This is a genomic window from Bacillus sp. FSL K6-1006, assembly GCF_038593175.1.
In the GTDB taxonomy this organism is placed as follows: domain Bacteria; phylum Bacillota; class Bacilli; order Bacillales; family Bacillaceae; genus Bacillus; species Bacillus safensis.
The window spans coordinates 2,362,760-2,382,147 of the sequence record NZ_CP151970.1 but is presented as its reverse complement, the minus strand read 5'-3'; the positions used below and the strand labels follow the sequence as shown (position 1 = coordinate 2,382,147).

21 protein-coding genes and 1 pseudogene are annotated in these 19,388 nt (G+C 40.6%); 18 read left to right on the top strand and 4 right to left on the bottom strand.

All coding sequences use genetic code 11. The features are described from left to right. Positions 1-4: 4 nt before the first annotated feature. The 6 genes from NSS65_RS12350 (at position 5) to NSS65_RS12325 (ending at position 6,833) form a co-directional block, all read left to right on the top strand. Positions 5-1,171, top strand: a complete 1,167-nt coding sequence (locus NSS65_RS12350; RefSeq protein WP_065214599.1) for an ABC transporter permease — start codon at positions 5-7, stop codon at positions 1,169-1,171. Further along, positions 1,164-2,285: an ABC transporter permease gene (locus tag NSS65_RS12345; RefSeq protein ID WP_144496239.1), complete on the top strand. Its 1,122-nt coding sequence runs from the start codon at positions 1,164-1,166 to the stop codon at positions 2,283-2,285. Before NSS65_RS12350 ends, NSS65_RS12345 begins: the two co-directional genes overlap by 8 nt. Before the next feature lie 138 nt (positions 2,286-2,423). Continuing rightward, complete coding sequence (locus NSS65_RS12340) at positions 2,424-3,173, top strand: SDR family oxidoreductase (protein ID WP_144496238.1); 750 nt, start codon at positions 2,424-2,426, stop codon at positions 3,171-3,173. 371 nt (positions 3,174-3,544) lie between these two features. Beyond that, complete coding sequence (locus NSS65_RS12335) at positions 3,545-4,765, top strand: MFS transporter (protein ID WP_065214601.1); 1,221 nt, start codon at positions 3,545-3,547, stop codon at positions 4,763-4,765. Between the two features lie 70 nt (positions 4,766-4,835). Beyond that, positions 4,836-5,876, top strand: coding sequence for a 2,3-butanediol dehydrogenase (locus NSS65_RS12330; protein WP_024427903.1), 1,041 nt, complete (start codon positions 4,836-4,838; stop codon positions 5,874-5,876). Between the two features lie 126 nt (positions 5,877-6,002). Next, positions 6,003-6,833: a manganese catalase family protein gene (locus NSS65_RS12325; protein WP_034280749.1), complete on the top strand. Its 831-nt coding sequence runs from the start codon at positions 6,003-6,005 to the stop codon at positions 6,831-6,833. 35 nt (positions 6,834-6,868) lie between these two features. Here the strand turns inward: NSS65_RS12325 and NSS65_RS12320 are convergent, their stop codons facing one another. From NSS65_RS12320 to NSS65_RS12305, 4 genes are read right to left on the bottom strand one after another with little or no spacing between them, the layout of a single operon-like run. Next, entirely contained in the window at positions 6,869-7,582 is a 714-nt protein-coding gene (locus tag NSS65_RS12320) for an amino acid ABC transporter permease (RefSeq protein ID WP_034279995.1), read from the bottom strand. Positions 7,583-7,594: 12 nt separating this feature from the next. Then, positions 7,595-8,293 carry an amino acid ABC transporter permease gene (locus tag NSS65_RS12315; protein WP_025092844.1) on the bottom strand — a complete coding sequence of 233 codons (699 nt, stop codon included), beginning with the start codon at positions 8,291-8,293 and terminating at the stop codon, positions 7,595-7,597. Continuing rightward, the gene (locus NSS65_RS12310; RefSeq protein WP_326134823.1) at positions 8,290-9,150 is read right to left on the bottom strand and encodes an amino acid ABC transporter substrate-binding protein; all 861 of its coding nucleotides are present in this window, start codon (positions 9,148-9,150) and stop codon (positions 8,290-8,292) included. Before NSS65_RS12310 ends, NSS65_RS12315 begins: the two co-directional genes overlap by 4 nt. Further along, positions 9,147-9,911 (bottom strand): amino acid ABC transporter ATP-binding protein, encoded by a 765-nt coding sequence (locus tag NSS65_RS12305; RefSeq protein WP_034280000.1) that lies wholly within the window; start codon positions 9,909-9,911, stop codon positions 9,147-9,149. Before NSS65_RS12305 ends, NSS65_RS12310 begins: the two co-directional genes overlap by 4 nt. A 144-nt stretch (positions 9,912-10,055) precedes the next feature. Here NSS65_RS12305 and NSS65_RS12300 point away from each other — a divergent pair, with 144 nt between their 5' ends. The 12 genes and pseudogenes from NSS65_RS12300 to NSS65_RS12245 all read left to right on the top strand — a co-directional run bounded on the left by NSS65_RS12300 (position 10,056) and on the right by NSS65_RS12245 (position 19,371). Continuing rightward, positions 10,056-11,219 carry an acyl-CoA dehydrogenase family protein gene (locus NSS65_RS12300; protein WP_034280002.1) on the top strand — a complete coding sequence of 388 codons (1,164 nt, stop codon included), beginning with the start codon at positions 10,056-10,058 and terminating at the stop codon, positions 11,217-11,219. 125 nt (positions 11,220-11,344) lie between these two features. Then, positions 11,345-12,133 carry a BPU family class D beta-lactamase gene (blaBPU, locus tag NSS65_RS12295; RefSeq protein ID WP_034280751.1) on the top strand — a complete coding sequence of 263 codons (789 nt, stop codon included), beginning with the start codon at positions 11,345-11,347 and terminating at the stop codon, positions 12,131-12,133. Positions 12,134-12,236: 103 nt separating this feature from the next. Then, positions 12,237-12,851 (top strand): hypothetical protein, encoded by a 615-nt coding sequence (locus NSS65_RS12290; protein WP_034280005.1) that lies wholly within the window; start codon positions 12,237-12,239, stop codon positions 12,849-12,851. Between the two features lie 94 nt (positions 12,852-12,945). Then, a pseudogene (locus NSS65_RS12285) lies at positions 12,946-13,554 on the top strand (hypothetical protein). 66 nt (positions 13,555-13,620) lie between these two features. Further along, positions 13,621-13,968 (top strand): YxiJ family protein, encoded by a 348-nt coding sequence (locus NSS65_RS12280; protein ID WP_034280008.1) that lies wholly within the window; start codon positions 13,621-13,623, stop codon positions 13,966-13,968. A 240-nt stretch (positions 13,969-14,208) separates the two neighbouring features. Continuing rightward, on the top strand, positions 14,209-15,078 hold the full coding sequence (locus NSS65_RS12275) for an alpha/beta hydrolase (protein ID WP_034280011.1): 870 nt from the start codon (positions 14,209-14,211) through the stop codon (positions 15,076-15,078). 77 nt (positions 15,079-15,155) lie between these two features. Next, positions 15,156-15,512, top strand: a complete 357-nt coding sequence (locus NSS65_RS12270; RefSeq protein WP_029708013.1) for a winged helix-turn-helix transcriptional regulator — start codon at positions 15,156-15,158, stop codon at positions 15,510-15,512. Between the two features lie 239 nt (positions 15,513-15,751). Beyond that, positions 15,752-16,384, top strand: a complete 633-nt coding sequence (gene hxlA, locus NSS65_RS12265) for a 3-hexulose-6-phosphate synthase (protein WP_024423080.1) — start codon at positions 15,752-15,754, stop codon at positions 16,382-16,384. Further along, on the top strand, positions 16,381-16,938 hold the full coding sequence (hxlB, locus tag NSS65_RS12260) for a 6-phospho-3-hexuloisomerase (protein ID WP_034280016.1): 558 nt from the start codon (positions 16,381-16,383) through the stop codon (positions 16,936-16,938). The genes hxlA and hxlB overlap by 4 nt, the downstream gene beginning before the upstream one ends. A gap of 140 nt (positions 16,939-17,078) precedes the next feature. Then, positions 17,079-17,804, top strand: a complete 726-nt coding sequence (locus NSS65_RS12255) for a DsbA family oxidoreductase (protein ID WP_034280019.1) — start codon at positions 17,079-17,081, stop codon at positions 17,802-17,804. Positions 17,805-17,904: 100 nt separating this feature from the next. Then, the gene (locus NSS65_RS12250; RefSeq protein WP_081338912.1) at positions 17,905-18,354 is read left to right on the top strand and encodes a MarR family transcriptional regulator; all 450 of its coding nucleotides are present in this window, start codon (positions 17,905-17,907) and stop codon (positions 18,352-18,354) included. A 6-nt stretch (positions 18,355-18,360) separates the two neighbouring features. Beyond that, a complete protein-coding gene (locus NSS65_RS12245) occupies positions 18,361-19,371 on the top strand; it encodes a serine hydrolase (RefSeq protein WP_070326475.1) in 1,011 nt (336 codons plus the stop codon). Positions 19,372-19,388 lie beyond the last annotated feature (17 nt).

Here is a 19,388-nt window from a genome sequence, read left to right as displayed (position 1 = left end):
GCATATGAGCATTTGGGTTGTACTGAAAGATCTATTATTGTTTTTTAGGGATAAGAAAAGCTTTTTTACACTTTTTTTTATGCCTATCATATTAATTGCTATTTTAGGTGCAGCATTTGGAGATAACATGAAGAAAGATAGTGAAATCAGGATCAATTCATTTCGAGTAGGAATAACAGATCAAGATAAGTCCGCTACAAGTAGAATGTTTCTTTCAACAGTGTCTAAGAGTGAACTAAGTGACATATTTGATGTGAAGGTCACCTCGAAAAATCAGCTAGAGAAAGATTTAAATAGTAGAGACATTACAATGGGTATAATCATCAAGCCGAATTTTGAAAAAAGCCTATTGAATTATGATCATGTGCAATTGAATATTCTCAAAGGGCCTAATTCAAACTTACAGGAAATGGTTCTGGAAAATGTGGTTTTGCAATTCTTTCAAAATTATCATATGAATCGTATTCTGTTGCCGTTGAATCAAGGTAAAGAAGTGGAAATCGCGTCTGATCAACTGAAAAAAGAACTGGTGAACGAGAGGAATATTCATATCAACAGCCAGCCGATTACATCCTTCCAATACTACGCAGGTGGGATGGGTGTGCTTTTTTTATTAATGACTGTTGTTTTTCTAGTTGGAAGTATGATAGAGGAAAAAGAAGAAGATGTTTATAAAAGGCTGATTGTATCAAAATTAAGCAATACTAGTTACATCGTTGGGAAGTTATTGGGTATTGTTTTGATGAGTATGATTCAACTTGCGGTCATTATTTTATTTACTAGTTTTGTCTTTAAGGTGAACTGGGGAGAGCCTTTTACTGTTGTTATGATCGGATGTAGTTTTATATTAAATGCTGCGGGTTTCGGGGTGCTGATTGGTTCTTTTATCAATAGAGAAAAAACGTTTAACAGTGTAGGGATTTTAGGAACTCAAGTGTTAGCTGCTTTAGGTGGGAGTATGGTGCCCTTATACTTATTCCCACAATGGGTGATTGATATCAGCTATTTTTTACCTAATTCTCTTGCACTTCAAATGTTTTTGAAAAGTATGGCAGGTGCTGATTTTAGTGAAATTCAAAGCGGATTATTACTTAGCTGTGGGATGGGACTAGCTTTCTTCATCATTGCTTTATTAAGAATGTCTTTTGAAAGGAAGCATCGTTATGCATAAAATATTAGCCATTATAACGTTAAAGTTAAAAGAAACATTAAAGTCCCCATTGACCCTCATTTTTTTATTTGTTATGCCAATCGTATTTAGTTTTATCTTTGGAAGTACCGCATCTGATTCAAAGAAACCTACAGTTGCTTTTATTCTAGAGCCTAGTCAAGGGAAACTGGATCAAGAAATTTTTCAAATTCTCGAAAAAAACACCAAATTTCTCTGGGTAAAGGCGACTGAAAGGGACGCAAAAGATTTAGTATCTGAAGAAAAGGTAGTGGCGTCTGTGAAAGTCGCAAACCAATTAAAGTCCCATCTAAAAGAAAATAAAGAAATTTTTGATGTGACAGTTTATAAGAAAACTGAAGAATATGCAGTCTTATCTCCTTATTTAAAAGAGACAGCTACCATCATTTATCAAATCAATCAGGGTGTGAAAAAGCAGAAAAGTGTTTCTCTCTCTAATGCATTGAACAAGTTAAATGAATCTGGCACCATTTCATTGATTGAAAAAAATCAAGATGATCAAGCAAGCCAGCAACCAAATTTAATACCGCTTGGCTTTACCATTATGTTTATGATGTTTGCGATTTCAAGCTCTGTGTCATCTATTCATTTGGAATATAAAGATTATACATGGCAAAGATTGCTTTCGAGTCCAATTCATAAAATATATGTGCTTCTGGGCTATTTAGTGGCTTATTTCCTCCTTGGATGGATACAACTGGGTGTTCTTTTGACTGTCTTATCTGTGTTCTTTCATGTGTACTTAGGAAACGTAATTCATATTCTAGTGTTTGGATCATTTGTTATAGGGCTAGTCGTGAGTTTAGGTTTTATGATTGCCACCTTATCTCATACAAAAAAGCAATCTGAAGTATTTAGTGCAATTGTTATCGTAGGATCGTGTATGCTGGGTGGTATTTATTGGCCTTTAGATATCGTTCCAGACATTATGAAGAAGGTCTCTTTGGCTATACCGCAAACGTGGATGATGTCTGGTTTTGGTGAGATCATGAGTGGTACGGTCAACCAATCAATCTTATTATTAGACATAACAGTTTTAGCAGCTTTTACGATTGTTTTTATGGTGATTGGTTTGAAAAATATTAGATCCTATTAATCACTTTTCTTCGTTTCATTTTAGTTTTTAAAAACCCTCTATGGCTCTCAATTGCGATAGAGGGTTTTTTATTCATGCGTACTCCTCAAAATGATATGATAGACGACAACATCTCATGGAGAAAGGATTGGATGAATGATGAATTTTCAACATAAAACCGTCATCATCACAGGCGCAGCCAATGGTATTGGTGAAGCGATCGCCTGCGGTTATGCAAAAGAAGAGGCGCGTGTGGTGCTTGCGGATATAGATGAAGAAAAGGGAAAGCGTTTGGAGGAGCAGCTGAGAAAGGAGTCCTATGAAGTTTATTTCATTAAAACGGATGTGAAACGGGAGAAGGATATTCAGCGCTTAATGTCGTTTGCTGCGGAGCACTGCAAAACGATTGATATTCTCATCAACAATGCCGGCGTCATGTGCACAGCATCGCCTTATGAGTTAACGGTCGATGAGTGGGATCATGTGCTGCATACAAATGTAAGAGGGACTTTTTTATGCGCTAGAGAAGCAGCACGTTATATCAAAGAGAATCCAAACGGCGGTTCCATTGTGAACATTTCCTCTACCCGTGCGACCATGTCAGAGCCTCATACGGAAGCATATGCTGCATCAAAAGGCGGGATTTCCACGCTTACTCATGCCTTGGCGGTTTCTTTTAGTCAGGATCACATTACGGTGAATAGCATTTCCCCTGGATGGATTGAAACGAAGGATGAGAAAAGTCTTCGAGAAATTGACCATCAGCAGCATCTTTCCAATCGAGTGGGTACGCCAAAGGATATTGTGAAAGCCTGTTTTTATTTAACAGATGAAGACAATCAATTTGTGACCGGCACAGATTTGGTTGTTGATGGCGGCATGACTAGAAAAATGATTTATGCGGATTAACATGAAAAAAATATTGACGCTTTGATCGAGGCGCAGTACAATATGTAACAATTCAGCTGAAGATCGTGATGAAAAAAAGACACAGCGCAAATAGAGAAGAGTACATCATAGCTGCCCCACACAGAGAACTCCGTCAAGCTGAGAAGGAGCTGGGAAGCATGATGGAACCAAGCCTCTTAGCTCTGCACCGGATTCCCTCGGATGGTGGTGCAGCGAACTTCTCCCGTTACAGAGAAGGGTGAATGATCACCCGCTAAGGTTCATCTGGCAACAGATGAATGAACTGAGGTGGCAACGCGGAGTAAATCCCGTCCTCAAGACAGACATGTCTTGGGGGCGGGATTTTTTTATGACAAATAGGGGGGACCATGATGAAAAAACATTGGCGGGATATGAGTATTTTACTTGGAGCCATCGGGATCGCGAACATAGGAGAATGGATTTATATGATTGCTCTCCATCTGCTTATTTTTCAAGAAACGGGCTCTGTACTTGCTGTAACAGCAGTTTATTTACTAAGACCGGCTGCTGCTCTTTTGACCAATAGCTGGTCCGGCAGTTTGATTGACAGGCTGAATCAGCGGAATGTGATGATCAGTTTAGATATTACGCGTGCTCTGCTCATTGCATGCATCCCTTTTGCCTTATTTTCAGGACATCTGATCATCCTGTATGTCATGGTGTTTTTCATACAGATGGCACAAGCGATGTTTCATCCAGCGTCGATGGTGTATATGACAGGACTAATCCCGGCGGATAACCGAAAACGGTTTAATGCCATTCGCTCTTTATTACAATCAGGTGGATTTTTACTTGGGCCCGCAGCAGCAGGTCTGCTCTTTCTCATCGGGACTCCTGTGCTTTCAATTTATGTAAATGCGATCTGCCTGTTGATATCTGCTTTGTTAACGATGTGTTTACCGAATTTGCTCAAAACAGATGCTGCCCAAAAGCGGTTTTCCCTTTCAATGTTAAAAGAGGATGCAAAGCTTGTTCTGCGTTTTAGTCTGACGTCACGCCAAATCATGACGGTATATTTATTATTTAGTGCCGCGATATCGGTCCTTCCTACGGCCATAGACTCACTTGAAACAGCCTTTGCAAAAGAAGTATTGATGCTGACTGATACACAATATGGCCTTCTTGTCAGTATAGCTGGAGCGGGTATTATCGCAGGGGCAAGTCTTAATTCGGTCATTGTCGAAAGGCTGTCAGTTTCGCTGATGCTTGGAATCGGCAGTTTGTTTGTGGCGTTTGGCTATCTTATTTATGCATTTTCCAGCAGTCTAGTTGCAGCCGCCGGTGGATTTTTTATATTAGCCTTCTTTTTAGCATTTGCGAATACAGGTTTTATGACGTTCTATCAAACAAATATCCCCGTAGAGGTGATGGGGAGGGTAGCCAGCTTTTATGCTTTGGTTGAAGCCATTCTGACGATGACCATGACAGGAATATTCGGCGGACTCGCTCATATTCTATCGATCAGAATTTCCGTCATCATTGGGTGTCTATGTATGCTTCTTATCTGTCTATTGCTATGTTTTGTCATCTTTCGTCCATTGACTGTCAAAAAAATAGTGCATCCTACTTAGAAAATTAAAAAAATTATGTTATCATTATTTAAGTAAGTTAATTAAATTGATGAGAAAAGGAGTCTTATAAATGAAAGCACTACGCTGGCACGATCAAAAGGACATTCGACTAGAGGAAATTGATGAACCAACAGTTGCTCCAGGAAAAGTGAAACTTAAAGTAAAATGGTGCGGCATTTGCGGTAGTGATTTACATGAATATTTAGGCGGACCGATCTTCATTCCTGTGAATGAACCTCATCCACTTACAAAAGAAAAAGCACCCGTTACACTGGGACACGAGTTCTCTGGTGAAGTTGTTGAAGTAGGAGAAGGCGTGAGCAATTACAAAGTAGGCGATCGAGTGGTGGTTGAACCTATTTTTGCAACTCACGGGCATCAAGGTGCTTATAACTTAGACGAAAACATGGGCTTTTTAGGACTTGCCGGAGGCGGCGGTGGATTCTCTGAATATGTATCAGTCGATGAAGAATTACTTCATTTATTACCAGACGAAATCTCATATGAGCAAGGCGCGCTTGTCGAGCCTTCTGCAGTTGCTTTATATGCGGTTCGTTCTAGTAAAGTACAAGCTGGGGATACAGCGGCTGTGTTTGGCTGCGGACCAATCGGTTTACTTGTCATTGAAGCATTAAAAGCAGCTGGTGCTACTGATATTTATGCAGTTGAATTATCAAAAGAGCGCCAAGTGAAAGCAAAAGAGCTTGGAGCGATCATTGTAGATCCATCTCAGTATGAAGATGTTGTTCAAGAAATTGCTCGCCGTACAAACGGTGGCGTCGATGTTTCTTTTGAAGTGACAGGTGTACCTGTTGTATTGAAGCAAGCAATCCAATCAACTAGAATTTCAGGCGAAACAGTGATTGTAAGCATTTGGGAAAAAGGCGCAGAAATTATGCCGAATGACATTGTCATTAAAGAACGTACAGTAAAAGGAATTATCGGCTACAGAGACGTATTCCCATCTGTATTAAACCTAATGAGAAAAGGCTATTTCTCTGCAGACACACTCGTCACGAAAAAAATCAAGCTGGACGATGTGATCGAGGATGGCTTCCATGCATTAATCAATGAAAAAGATCAAGTGAAAATTTTAGTCAGTGCTGAATAAGTAAGATAACAAAGAGGATGGCATAAGCCATTCTCTTTTTTTATGTATTCAGATCATTTTCATAAAGAGAGCTGCGGTTGAATAGTGATAATTGAAAAGATGTTTAATGATAAGGGAGATGACATCGTGTTTTATCACATCAAAGAATTGCAATATGAAGCAAAGCCCTCAAAGCCTGATGCGGTTTATGCAAAGAAATTACAAGAAGTATTAGGCGGTCAATATGGTGAAATCAGCGTGATGATGCAATATTTATTTCAAGGCTTTAATTGCCGGGCAGATCAAAAATATAGGGATTTATTATTTGACGTAGGAACAGAGGAAATTGGTCATGTCGAAATGCTGGCAACGATGATTGCGCGTTTACTTGATAATGCACCAGTTAAAGAACAAGAAGAGGCGTACCAAAGTGATCCTGCACTTGCAGCTGTCATGGGCGGAATGAACCCGCAGCATGCGATTGTTGCAGGTTTAGGGGCAATGGCAGCGGATAGTCAAGGATACCCGTGGAATGCCAAATACATCATTTCAAGCGGAAATTTAATGGCGGATTTCAGAGCCAATTTAAATGCAGAGGCCCAGGGCCGCCTTCAGGTCACAAGACTTTACGAAATGACAGATGACCGCGGCGTCAAAGATATGCTCTCCTTCCTCATTGCTCGTGATACATACCATCAAAATATGTGGCTTGCCGCAATTAAAGAATTAGAAGAGCGAGAAGGAGATGTCGTCGTACCAACCACCTTCCCTCGTTCACTAGAAAAACAGCAAGTATCCTATGACTTGTTTAACTTCTCAAGAGGGGAAGAAAGTAAGCAAGGCAGATGGGCACATGGCCGCAGCATGGATGGAAAAGGAGAGTTCAGATATATTTCTGCACCTGTCGTATTCGGCTCTGCACCAAAGCTCAAACCCGCACCAAAAGAACTATTTAACACACCAAAAAAGGGTGAATAAAAAAGTCGATCAGGTTTTTGTGCCTGATCGACTTTTTAACGTCCGAGAGTTCTTCCGTATACACTGACACGTTTCTCTAATAATGCAAAGGCTAATTCAAAGACAATGCTCAGCAGCCAATAGATCAAAGCAGAGACGAGATAAGTTTCTAAAAACTGATAGCCGTCATTTGCAATGATCCGGGAAATACCCATGATTTCGAGTACCCCAATTGTAAACGCAAGAGATGTCGCTTTTAATAACTGAACGAGCTGATTGCCTAGGTTTGGTAAGGCCACAACAAATGCCTGCGGCAAAATAATACGTATCATCGCCTGACGTGTGGTCATGCCTACAATTTTTGCCGCTTCAAGCTGCCCTTTATCTACTGCCAGAAGTGCACTTCGGACCACCTCTGTTAAATGAGCGGCTGAATGCAGGCTGAAGGTAATAAGAGCCACAGCTAAAGGGGAGACCATATCTGGATGAAAGGTCAGTCCGAATGTGCCGCTCATACTGGTTAGAAGAAAAGGGAGCCCATAAAAGAAAGCGAACAGTTGAACAATAAGCGGCGTTCCTCTAAAAAAGGAGACGTATAGCGTAACGAGCTGTCTGAGTACAGGGATGCGAAAGAGGCGAATGAAAGCAAAAACAGATCCGATCACAAGACTCACAGCCATAGAAACTAGTGCAATTAATAAGGTGAAAGGAACACCTTTTAGAATATGTGGTACTTGGTCAATCGCAAATGGAATATCAATGGTTTGCATCAAATCGCCTCCTTAACGTGACAGACTGGTACGGCCTTTTACAAATTTCTTTTCAAGCAGCATGGTGACTAGTTCAATGCTCATACAAATGAGCCAGTACACAATCGCAATGATCACATACACTTCAAACATGCCGATTCCATAGTTATTTCCTAAGATGATTTTCACCTGTCCCATAATATCGATGAGTCCGATCGTAAAGGCAATCGCCGTGTCTTTCACAAGATCAATGGTGTAATTTCCGAGGTTTGGCAGGGCAATGAGAAAGGCCTGCGGGATAATGATCCTGATCAAGGCCTGTGTATCTGTCATTCCCACAATGTAGGCGGCTTCCAGCTGATCCTTCCCAACAGACGAATACGCACTGCGAAAAACTTCAGATAAATAAGCCCCCGTATGTAAAGAGAACGTCATCATCACAAATAACACACGATCCCAATGATTGATTTGAATTCCTGCCACAAGTAAAAGCTGAGGAAGTCCAAAATAAATTAAGAATAACTGAACAATTAATGGCGTACTTCGTGTAAAAGATAAATAGATAACAGCCAATTGCTTCAGCACTGGGATTTGTTTTATACGAATGCATGCAAATAAGAGCCCTATTATGATGGCGAAAAACAATGACACCGCAATAATGAGAAAAGTGAGTGGCAGGCGTTCAAGCACCTGTAAAAAGATTCGCAGCCAATCTCCAGCTGTAAACGTCATGACGCTTCCTTCCTTTCTTCATATTGATAGCCTTGCTCTGAGATGTAGTCAATATCTTGAAAGAAATCAACCCCAAACCACTTTTTCGCAAGCTTAGGTAGTGTTCCATCATCAATCATCTCTTGTGTGACCCGGTCCAAATCTACTGCAAGCTGCTTCTCACTCGGCTGTAAGACAAGATAAATCGGCTCCTTTGACACAATGCCGCCAACTTTGACCTTTAGGTTGAGATGCTTTTGTATGGTATCGAAGGTCGAAATATTCATAAAAGCCGCATCAGACCGTCCGCTTTCAACGCGCTTTAAGTTGAGTTCATTTGAAGGGCTTTCAATGGTTGTCAGCGGAATATCTGGATCATGTTCTTCATTATATTGATTTAATATGGAACGCAATCCGCCGCTGGGACTGACAGGAGCGAGCTTTTTTGATGTCATATCATCAAGCGATTGAATATCCCGGTTTGATTCATTCACAATTAATCCTGTCATCGAATAGCCGTACGGAACTTGAGGGTAAAGAAACCGTTTTTCGCGTTCAGGGTTACTGAAAAACCAATTAGCTGCCATTTCAAACTTCCCTGCGCCAACACCAATTAAATTGGATTCTTCCTCGCCAAAGATGTAATCAAAATGTATGTGTGGAAGTCTTTTTTCCACTTCATTTAAATAATCAATGTTATAGCCAATCGGTTCGTTTCGGTCATTTGTGGCTAAAAAGGGTGGATTGACCTCTGCACTCAGTGCGACTTTCACAATTTGTTTTCCATCATCTGTTGTTGTTTTCACACTGCTGCAGCCAATCAGGGAGAGGAGAATCAGAAGGACACCAGCTGTCATGAATGCTGTCTTTTGCTTCATATGTCTTCCTCCGATCCTTGCCACATTCCGCGATGAATCCTAGATAAAAATTGTTTCGTTCGTTCATGCTTAGGCTTCATGAGGACGTCTTCTGGGGAGCCTTTTTCAACGATTTCTCCATCTGCCATAAAGATCACGGTATCCGCTACGTCCTTTGCAAACGAAATTTCATGCGTCACAATGACCATCGTCATCCCTTGGCTCGCAATATCTTTGATCATTTCAAGGATTTCTCCGACCATCTCTGGGTCAAGTGCGGACGTTGGTTCATCAAACAAAAGCACCGCAGGATTCATCGCAAGAGCGCGGGCAATTCCAATCCGCTGCTGCTGACCGCCAGATAATTCACTCGGAAATGCATCCTTTTTATGAAGCAGTCCAATCCGCGCTAAAAATTGCTCTCCAACCTTTTCAGCTTCTTTTTTAGACATGTTTTGGGACACAATCAATCCCTCTGTAATATTTTCAAGTGCTCGTTTATTTTGAAACAAGTGATAATGTTGAAACACCATGGAAGATTGCTGCCTTAGTTTTAAAAGATCTTTTTTATGATATCGTTCAAATTGAATCGTGGCTTCTCCAACAGTCAGCTCTCCTTTGTCTGGAATGTCGAGGCTGTTTAAACTGCGGAGAAGTGTTGTTTTTCCTGATCCGCTCGGTCCAATAATTGCGACCACTTCACCTTCTTGTACGGTGAAATCAATGCCTTTTAACACATGGGTCTGCCCATAAGATTTATGTAGATTAGTAGCTGAGATCATAAAAGCATCACGTTCCTTTGACAGATGTACTTAATATTGATAAAATTTAACACATTAAATCCTATAAGTAAAGTGTGTTTTATTCATTCCGATTGGAAAAATGAGATATCATAGATTGTGAGAAACAGAGGAGTTGGATACGTTTTGTCTAAAGCATTATTTGTCGATACCGATTTTCAAAAAACATGGCTTAATCAGCTGGAATCTCTTCGTGAAACGATTGAACAAAACGCAAAAAAACATGATGAAGGCGCTTATTTTCCTAAACAGAATATCGAATCATTAGTAAACATGGGATATACAGCCCTGTCTCTTCCCGCTGAATATGGAGGCGGGGGTCAATCTGTAACAGATATGGTTCTATTTCAAGAAACGCTTGGCAGCATGGACGGAGCGACTGCCTTATCGATTGGGTGGCACCAAGGAGTTGTTGGTGAAATTTATGAAAAGAAACTATGGAATGAGAAGCAGCTGCAATTCTTTGCGGAAGAAGTGAAGAAGGGCGCCCTTGTCAACCGCGCTGTGAGTGAGGCGCAGACAGGCAGCCCAACAAGAGGCGGCAAGCCTGGGACAACAGCGATGAAATCAGGTGATCGCTGGGTGATCAATGGACGTAAAATTTTCACAACAATGTCACCAGCTCTCACATACTTTTTAGTCGGCGTATGGATCGAAGAAAAAGAGGCGATGGGATTCTTCTTAATTCACCGTGACACAGAAGGTGTTTCTATAGAAGAAACATGGGATGTTGTCGGCATGAGAGGAACAGAAAGCCATGATTTAATCTTAGATCAAGTTGTGGTATCAGATGATATGCTTGTTGAAGTGCAAAAAGGACCTCGGGGCGGTACGTTAAACCCTTGGATCGCCCATATTCCTTCCTGCTATTTAGGAATTGCACAAGCGGCAAGAGACTATGCTGTACAGTATGCCATCACACATTCACCGAACAGTATCAGCGGAACGATTAGTGACCTGCCGAATGTCCAAACACTGATTGGCGAAATTGATTTACTACTAAAGCAAGCACGCCACGTCATCTATTCAACGACAACATTGTATGAAAAGCCTGAGAAAAGAGAGCTGTTAATCAATGAATTCGGTGCTGTGAAGCATACAGTCGTTAATCATAGTCTGCAAGTGGTCGATAAAGCCATGCGTTTAGTCGGTGCAAAAAGCTTAAGCCTCGGCTGTCCGCTTCAGCGTTACTATCGAGATATCCGGGCTGGGCTCCATAACCCGCCAATGGATGATATGACGATTTCAAAAATTGCGAAGCAGGCCATTGAAGAGAAAAAAGAAAGCTAATATGATCAAAAAGCCGGATGAAACCGGCTTTTTTTATTTGGCAGAAAAGAGGACAAGCGTACCTTATGTCTCATCACTCAGGCATGCTACAATCGATACAAATCATAGGAAAAGGAGCGATTTTTTTGAAGAAAAAGCATATGAAATGGCTGTTTTGCACCATCATGCTGATGGCATTTTGTATCGGCCAGCCTTCATCAAGTGAGGGAACATCTCCAGCGTGGTCAGTAGATGAATTCATGAAAGACCGAGAAGGCACATTTGTCATCCAAGAAGTAAAAGAAAAATCGCCATGGGTGTATAACAAAAAAAGAGCGAACGAGCGATTTGCCCCACAATCGACATTTAAAGTGGCAAATGCCCTCATCGGACTCCAAACAGGCGCAGTGAGAGATGAATACGACATCAAATATTGGGACGGAGTGAAAAGAGAGATTGATAACTGGAATAAGGATCATACACTGGGCTCTGGCATGAGAGATTCAGTCGTCTGGTACTATCAAGCCATGGCGCGTGACATCGGAGAAGAACGCATGAATCATTGGGTGAAAGCCATTCATTATGGGAACGAAGACATATCAGGCGGAATCGATCAATTTTGGTTAAGCAGTTCGTTGAAACTTTCTCCAGTAGAACAAGTCCATTTCCTCAAACAGCTATATGAAGAAAGTCTTCCATTTGACCTGTCTGTCATGAGAACCGTCAAACGAATGATGATACAAGAAGAAGAGAAACATGCCACCCTATACGGAAAAACAGGCTCCGGCTCAGGCATCGGCTGGTACGCAGGCTTCATCAAACATGAAAACAAAACCTACATTTTCGCCACAAATATCGAAGGCACCGGACTAAAAGCAAAAGAAATTACCTATCGTATTTTGAAAAAATATCATTTGATGGAAGCATCCGTTTAGGATGCTTTTTTATATATAAAAGGGGATATTTTGATAAGATGATGATATATGGGTTAGTTTTAGGAAAATGATAGTGATATCACATGAGAAGGAGGCTTTTTGCTTGAACCAGCCTGAGCCCTTATTTGTTCGTTCAGAAAAAGAATTCAGGTTCTATCAGAATTTAGTGGATCATGTATTTGATCAAAATAAAGGGCTGCCACAGCAAGTCTTCCGTAAGAATTTTGATTGTTTTTTGTTTCAAGAGTTTGATTGGGCATTAAGTGATGATATTTTACCAACAATCAAGGAGTTATCAAATTCAACACGTGATAGAGAATTTTTGACCGCAGTCCTTAAGCCAGATCCAGTTGATTACTATTTGAAGGAGTTTGGTTATTATCATTGGCTGAAAGCGAGTGTGAACATTTCAGGTGAGGATTATGTAAATGCACTATGGACGCACCCAAAAGGTTCTATAGCGGATAATATAATTACGAACTCAAACATAGTGGTTTGGTTATCCCGTTCTTTGCAGTGGGCGATTCTAGCAGATAGAGATTTGGAAATTTGTATAATAGGTATGGTATCAAAAAAAGAGTGTCCCCAAAATATTTTATTAGAAGAAGGATGGAAACCACTGGATCATCCTGATTTAGCAAATTGGTTAGAACTGTTATTGAAGGATCAAAAAACATTCAATGAATATTTCAGTCAATTGCTATCAAATTATTCGTAATGTTCATGAGGTTTGAAGTGGAGAGTATCAATGATTTGATAAAATAGCCAAAGAAATGATCATCAGTCACCCGAAGATATGAGAGGAGCATAAAGTGAAAAAATTATTTATATCCGATCCAAAAGAACTTGAACAGGTTCAATCGTTTATTCATTCGCTCGTTCACAGTACAAAAACATTCCCTGATCAAGTGTTTAAAACAAAAAAACCTCATTATTTATTTGAAGAATTTCATTGGTTGTTATCAGATGATAGCTGGGAGATGTTAAAAGGTTTAGCTTTGAAACACAGAGATAAATACATACTAATGGCTGCTTTAGATGATTCGAGATGTATGAATGATTTTTATCGGGAATTTGGTTATTATCCTTGGGTGAAAATTCCTTTAAATATAACACCAAGTGATTACCTTGATATCTTAACGGATTAACCGATACATAGCGTAAATGATAGTTTAATGAATATTGCTTCACGTGTGATATGGATTTCCCCTTCTGCGAAATGGATCATTTATGGCGAAAGGGGTTATGAGATTGGAGTATTAGCTATTCATCAATTAGAACAGATGAATAGCCAAACGTTAAAAACGTGGAGAACTTTAAATGAGGTTGTATTAGGTTGGATTTCTGTTGTATTTCCAAATCAGAAACTTCCAGAAGATATTAGAAATGAATTCATTCAAAATTACACAAATATTGAATAATAAGGACTATATTCTTCTTAAATTTTAACCTGCCTAAAAGCATTGAGAGAAAGGTGTAGTGGATCCATGAACACCAGCCAAGATAAACAAGAATTAATCAATGATTTGAAGCAGCGCTATCAATATTGTTTTCATTCCGCTTATCCAGAAGATATCGTATCTTTTGAGGAGGAAACTGGTATGTGGTCCGATGATTTTTATGAATTTTTCACTCTTGTGACAGGCAGCTTAAGTTATGTGATCGATCATAAACGAATTCCAAAAAAACAGTTAAACGTGCTGCGTCAGTCATTTGAAGAGCAATACCCTCAAATCAAATCATTTCAACACGTCCTTGAATCGTATCCTTTATTACATTCCTATGTCCAGTACCATGAAGAAACAAGAAAACGAATCATTGCATTTATACAATAACCTCTTGGAGGATAAACTATGACATGGTTTTTAGATGAAAAATCCAGAATCTAATTCTTGATTTCGATGTCAACCCTCTAGAGCAAATCAATGAATTTCACCACTTTAAGGAGTATAATGAATCTTACGACTTGATCAATTGTATTGCTCTGCACATCCCATATGAATTTAGTTTCGTGCTAGTTTATCTACATATCTGCTGAAACTCGTGCTTCCCCATCCCAAACATAGAAAGGTGCAATGACATTGAATCGATTCATGAAATGGCTCTTATTTGCGGCGGTCATCGCTGGTTTATTGGTATGCGCATTCTTTGTGTTCCGTTTCAACCAGCCTAAGCCGACAACCAATATCCATTATGCAGACACACAAAACAAACAGCAAACACTCGATATGTATATGCCAAAGGGCAAAGATGAATACAAAAAGAAGAAGCATCCTGTGATAATCTATCTCCATGGCGGCGGCTGGACAGGCGGCGATAAGAATAGAGTCGCTTCAAAGGCTGATTATTTTACAGGTCAAGGGTATGTGTTTGTTTCAATGAATTACAGGCTTCACCCTGATGCCAACTATGAGCAGATGGCAGATGATACAGCAAACGCCATTAAATGGGTAAAGGATCATGCGGATGAATATCAAATTGATTCATCAAAAATCAATGTCATGGGTCACTCAGCGGGCGGTCATTTGACGGCGCTGGTTGCCACAGATTCGACCTACTTAAAACGTGTGGGGCTGTCGCCAAAAGCGATTAATTCCATCGTGATTTTAGATGGGCCGTTAAACCTCAATCAATTTATACAAGCCATCCCATCGTACAAAAAAGTCTTTGGCAAACAAGAGAAAAATTGGACAAAGGCATCACCTGTCACTTATATGAATCAAGCGAATGTACCTCCTGTCTATTTGGTCACGGGCTGGGAAAATCCTGAGGTGTACCGATTTGCAGAAAAACTAAATCATGATAAAGGCTCTCGGTTTGTTTTTCGGGTTCATACGTTAAGCCATAGTGATCTGAACAAATGGTTTGGATCAGACAGAGCGCCAAAAGAAGCACAAAAAATGACAGAGGCTGTGATGGCTTTTGTCAAAAAACAAAATCAATAACGAAGACCGTATGCTTGGGCAATTCATTTTGCCGCAGTATATGATAAAGCGTAAATGGTTTGAAATTAAAGGAGTGTATGTTGTTGTCATCACGAATGGAAAATAAAGTATTCAATTGCGAAAAAGAGCTGACGCTGAATATTATCGGCGGTAAGTGGAAAATGCTGATTTTATGGCACCTTGGCAGAGAAGGGACAAAACGTTTTGGTGAGTTAAAGTCGTTAATGCCTGGGATTACGCAAAGAATGCTTGTCAATCAGCTAAGAGAATTAGAGGAAGATCACATTGTGCACCGGGAGGTTTATCCTGTCGTCCCGCCAAAGGTTGAGTATTCTCTCACAGAACTAGGAGAAAGCTTAATGCCGATTTTAGAGGCGATGTATGATTGGGGAAAACAGTATCTCGACAGTAATTTTTTAAAAGATGATAAATAGAAAGATGACCGATTGTAGGCAAAGGGCTAAAATAACTTTATTTTAGCCCTTTGTCTTTACGCTGAGATACTGGCCAAAAGACAGTATCTTTTTTGTAACCATATGCGGAAAAGTATAGTATGTAAAAAAAAAGTGCGTACTTGGATTGCGTCCATCCTGTTGTTATACTCATTTCATCGTTCAAGATGCATCATCCGCGGAGCTCTTGAAGATGAGATGAAAAACGGGAGTGAAAGTTGATGAAATTACAATTAGCATTAGATTTAGTGAATATACCAGAGGCAATTGAGCTGATCAAAGAAGTAGAAGCATCCATTGATGTGGTCGAAATTGGGACACCTGTTGTGATTAACGAAGGGCTTCGTGCTGTAAAAGAAGTCAAGCAGGCTTTTCCGAATTTACGTGTACTCGCTGATCTGAAAATTATGGATGCTGCCGGCTATGAAGTGCAGCAGGCCTCCGAAGCAGGAGCAGATATCGTCACCATTCTTGCAGCGGCAGAAGATATGTCCATTCAAGGAGCGGTGAAAGAAGCAAAAGCAAGAGGAAAACAAATTTTAGTTGATATGATTGGCATCAAAGATATCGCAGGCCGTGCAAAAGAGCTGGATGCGCTTGGAGTCGATTATATTTGTGTGCATACAGGCTATGACCTGCAAGCGGTTGGTCAAAACTCATTTGCTGACCTTATGACAATTAAACAAGTCGTCAAGCAGGCAAAAACAGCGATTGCAGGCGGAATTAAGCTTGATACGTTACCTGAAGTCGTGAAATTAAACCCTGATTTAATCATTGTCGGCGGCGGTATCGCAAGCCAGGACAATAAAGCAGAAGTAGCGGCACAAATGAAGCAGCTGATCGCACAATCATGAAGACCAGCGACTATGTGAAGGCCATTTTAAATGAGCTTTCTGAGCATTCGCCAGCCATTCAAGACGAACAAGCAGAGCGCCTGGTCACAAGTATTTTATCTGCACAAAAAGTCTTTGTGGCAGGTGCAGGCAGGTCTGGTTTGATGGGAAAATCGTTTGCGATGAGACTTACGCATATTGGCGTCAAGGCTTATGTCATTGGAGAAACGAATACGCCTTCTTTTACCAAAAAGGATCTCTTGATTGTGGGGAGCGGCTCTGGTCGCACAGAGTCTTTGCTTGTCCTTGCAAAAAAGGCAAAAGCAATTGGCGGAAAAGTGGCAGCGTTCACGCTTTCTGCTGAGTCACCTTTAGCTGATCTATCGGATGAAGTCATCTTATTGTCAGGTGCACCGAAGGATCAACAGGAAGGAAGTCATCATACCATTCAGCCAATGGGTTCACTATTTGAGCAGCTGCTTCTTTTGACTTACGATGGGGTCATTTTGCGGTTAATGGAAATGAAAGAGCTCGATACACATACAATGTACGGTCACCATGCAAATTTAGAATAGTCATTTTCAACGCCTTTCCTTTCTTAAAAGGAGAGGCTTTTTCATTTCAATCAAGCCCAGAATCTTGACATAACCGATTTGATGTAACTATAATAGTTACATCGTTAAAGAAAAAGTGCAAGCACGGAAGGAAGATGAACATGAAAGTACAAATTTGGTCAGATATCGCCTGTCCTTTTTGTTATATAGGAAAAAAACAGCTGGAAACAGCGCTAGAACAATTCCCAGAGAAGGACCAGGTAGAGATAGAGTTTAAAAGCTTTGAGCTTGATCCCCACGCACCTGCTCAAGTCGATCATGACGTTCATGATATGCTCGTCAAAAAATATGGCATGAGCCGCAGCCAGGCCATGGCGATGAATGAGCAGGTGAAGCAGGCCGGCAAAGAGAAAGGGATCGATTTTCAATTTGATCCGCTCGTGTTGACCAACACCTTTGATGCCCATCGATTGGCGCAATATGCTGGTCAAATGGGGAAAGGCGATTTTGTCATGGGAGAACTGTTTCAAGCATATTTTACAGATGGAAAGCATGTTGGTGATCGTCAAACCCTTTTACAAATTGCAGAAAAAGCAGGTCTTGATGAGAAGGAAGTACAGCAAGTTTTGGGCAGCGAAGCATTTACCGATCATGTCCGAAAAGATGAACAAGAAGCGAGACAGCTTGGTATCAATGCTGTTCCGTTTTTCTTGATCAATGACAAGTATTCAGTTGCAGGTGCGCAGCCGGCCGATACGTTCCTGCGCGCACTTGAAACAGCTTGGACAGAGGAAGCAGCTCAAGCAGAGAAAGCGTCTGCCAATTCATTTGAAGCAGCATGTGCAGATGGCGTATGTGCGGTGCCTACCCCTAAAGAAGAAGCGTAATAGGCAAGTTCCCTATCTTTCTAAAAGATGGGGATTTTTTCTTGTTTTAATATAAAGGTTGCTTTATACTTAAGTTATCTTAATTATGAAGGTGATAAAAGTGACATCCAAAACAGCTATGATTCAAGAGCTAAACAATATCGAAGCCCGCATCCATCAAAAGCTCCGATTAGAGTTTGAAGAATTATTTGTAGATGAGTTAACCGATAAGCAGCATATTGTACTGAATTTTATTGAGCAGAAAAGGGGAAGTTCTCCTATTCAAATTGCCCAGCAATTAGGCATCACTCAAAGTGCAGTGAGTCAATTGTTAAACACGCTTGAAAAAAAAGAATGGATTCGCCGCAGCATTAACCCGAATAACCGGAGGGAATTGCATGTTGAACTTTCTGAGAAGGCAAAAACGTACCTTGAGAATATGCGAAAGGTAGAGCTTGCGATTATTGAAAAATATTATTCAGCATTATCCTTCGATGAGATCTCCACATTGACATCGATTTATGAAAAGCTTGATCAATTGATCCCACATCAAAACGAAGAGAAAGGATGAGAATGAATGACGCTCAAACAAGAAGTACAGAAAATCGCTTCCTCTTATACAGAGAAAAAGAAGGAGGCGCTGCTTGTGATCGGACTGATTCATCAAGGGGAAACGCATGTCTTTCATTTCGGGGATCACCCTATACAAAAGCGAGTGCAGCCAGAGGATGTCATTTTTGAGATTGGCTCGATTTCAAAAGTCTTTACGACAAGTATATTGGCAAGCATGATGCAAAAAGGGCAGATGAAACTCGATAATTCGATTTCTCTGTATTGTCCTCACATTCGAAAGAATCACCCCATTCAAATAGAGCAGCTGGCAACCCATACGTCTGGTCTTCCTCCGCATCGTCTTCTTAGAGATTTGCAGCTATGCTTCCTTCCTAAAGTGAGAAGAGATATGTTCTGTCAGTATTCACTCGATGAATTAATGAAACTGTTAAATTCGAAAAAGTGGAATCAGCCAAAAAGCTTTCCATCTCGTTATTCCAATGTGGGTATGGGTCTGCTTGGTTTAATCATGGGCTGGTCTCGTCACAAAACATATGAACAGCTATTGATGGAATATATCGTGGATGAGCTTCATCTATCAAGTACCTTTATTACGATTAAGGATAATGTAGAAGCAAAGATGATCTTAGGGCATCGGGAAAATGGAAAAGAGGTTCCGCCGCTTCATATGCTTGACTATCAAGGAGCTGGCGCTATTCGCTCGACCATCACAGATTTATTGTCATTTCTCTCTAGCCATCTACACGCAGATGCGGATTCTTTTTGGAAAATCACGCATGAACCAAGACGGGATATGGGCAGGAACATGTCAATGGGACTCGGCTGGGTCATCGATGACACAGGACTCATTTGCCATAATGGGGCGACGTCTGGATTCTCCAGTTTCATGGGCTTCCGCCCGCATTCAAAAACAGGCGTGGTCGTTTTATCCAACTACCGTAATCGAATCACGCAAGACTCTCCCGATCGTATAGCGTATGATCTGCTGGATATGCTGGAATCTAAAATAAAATGAGCCACTTGGAGTAGGGG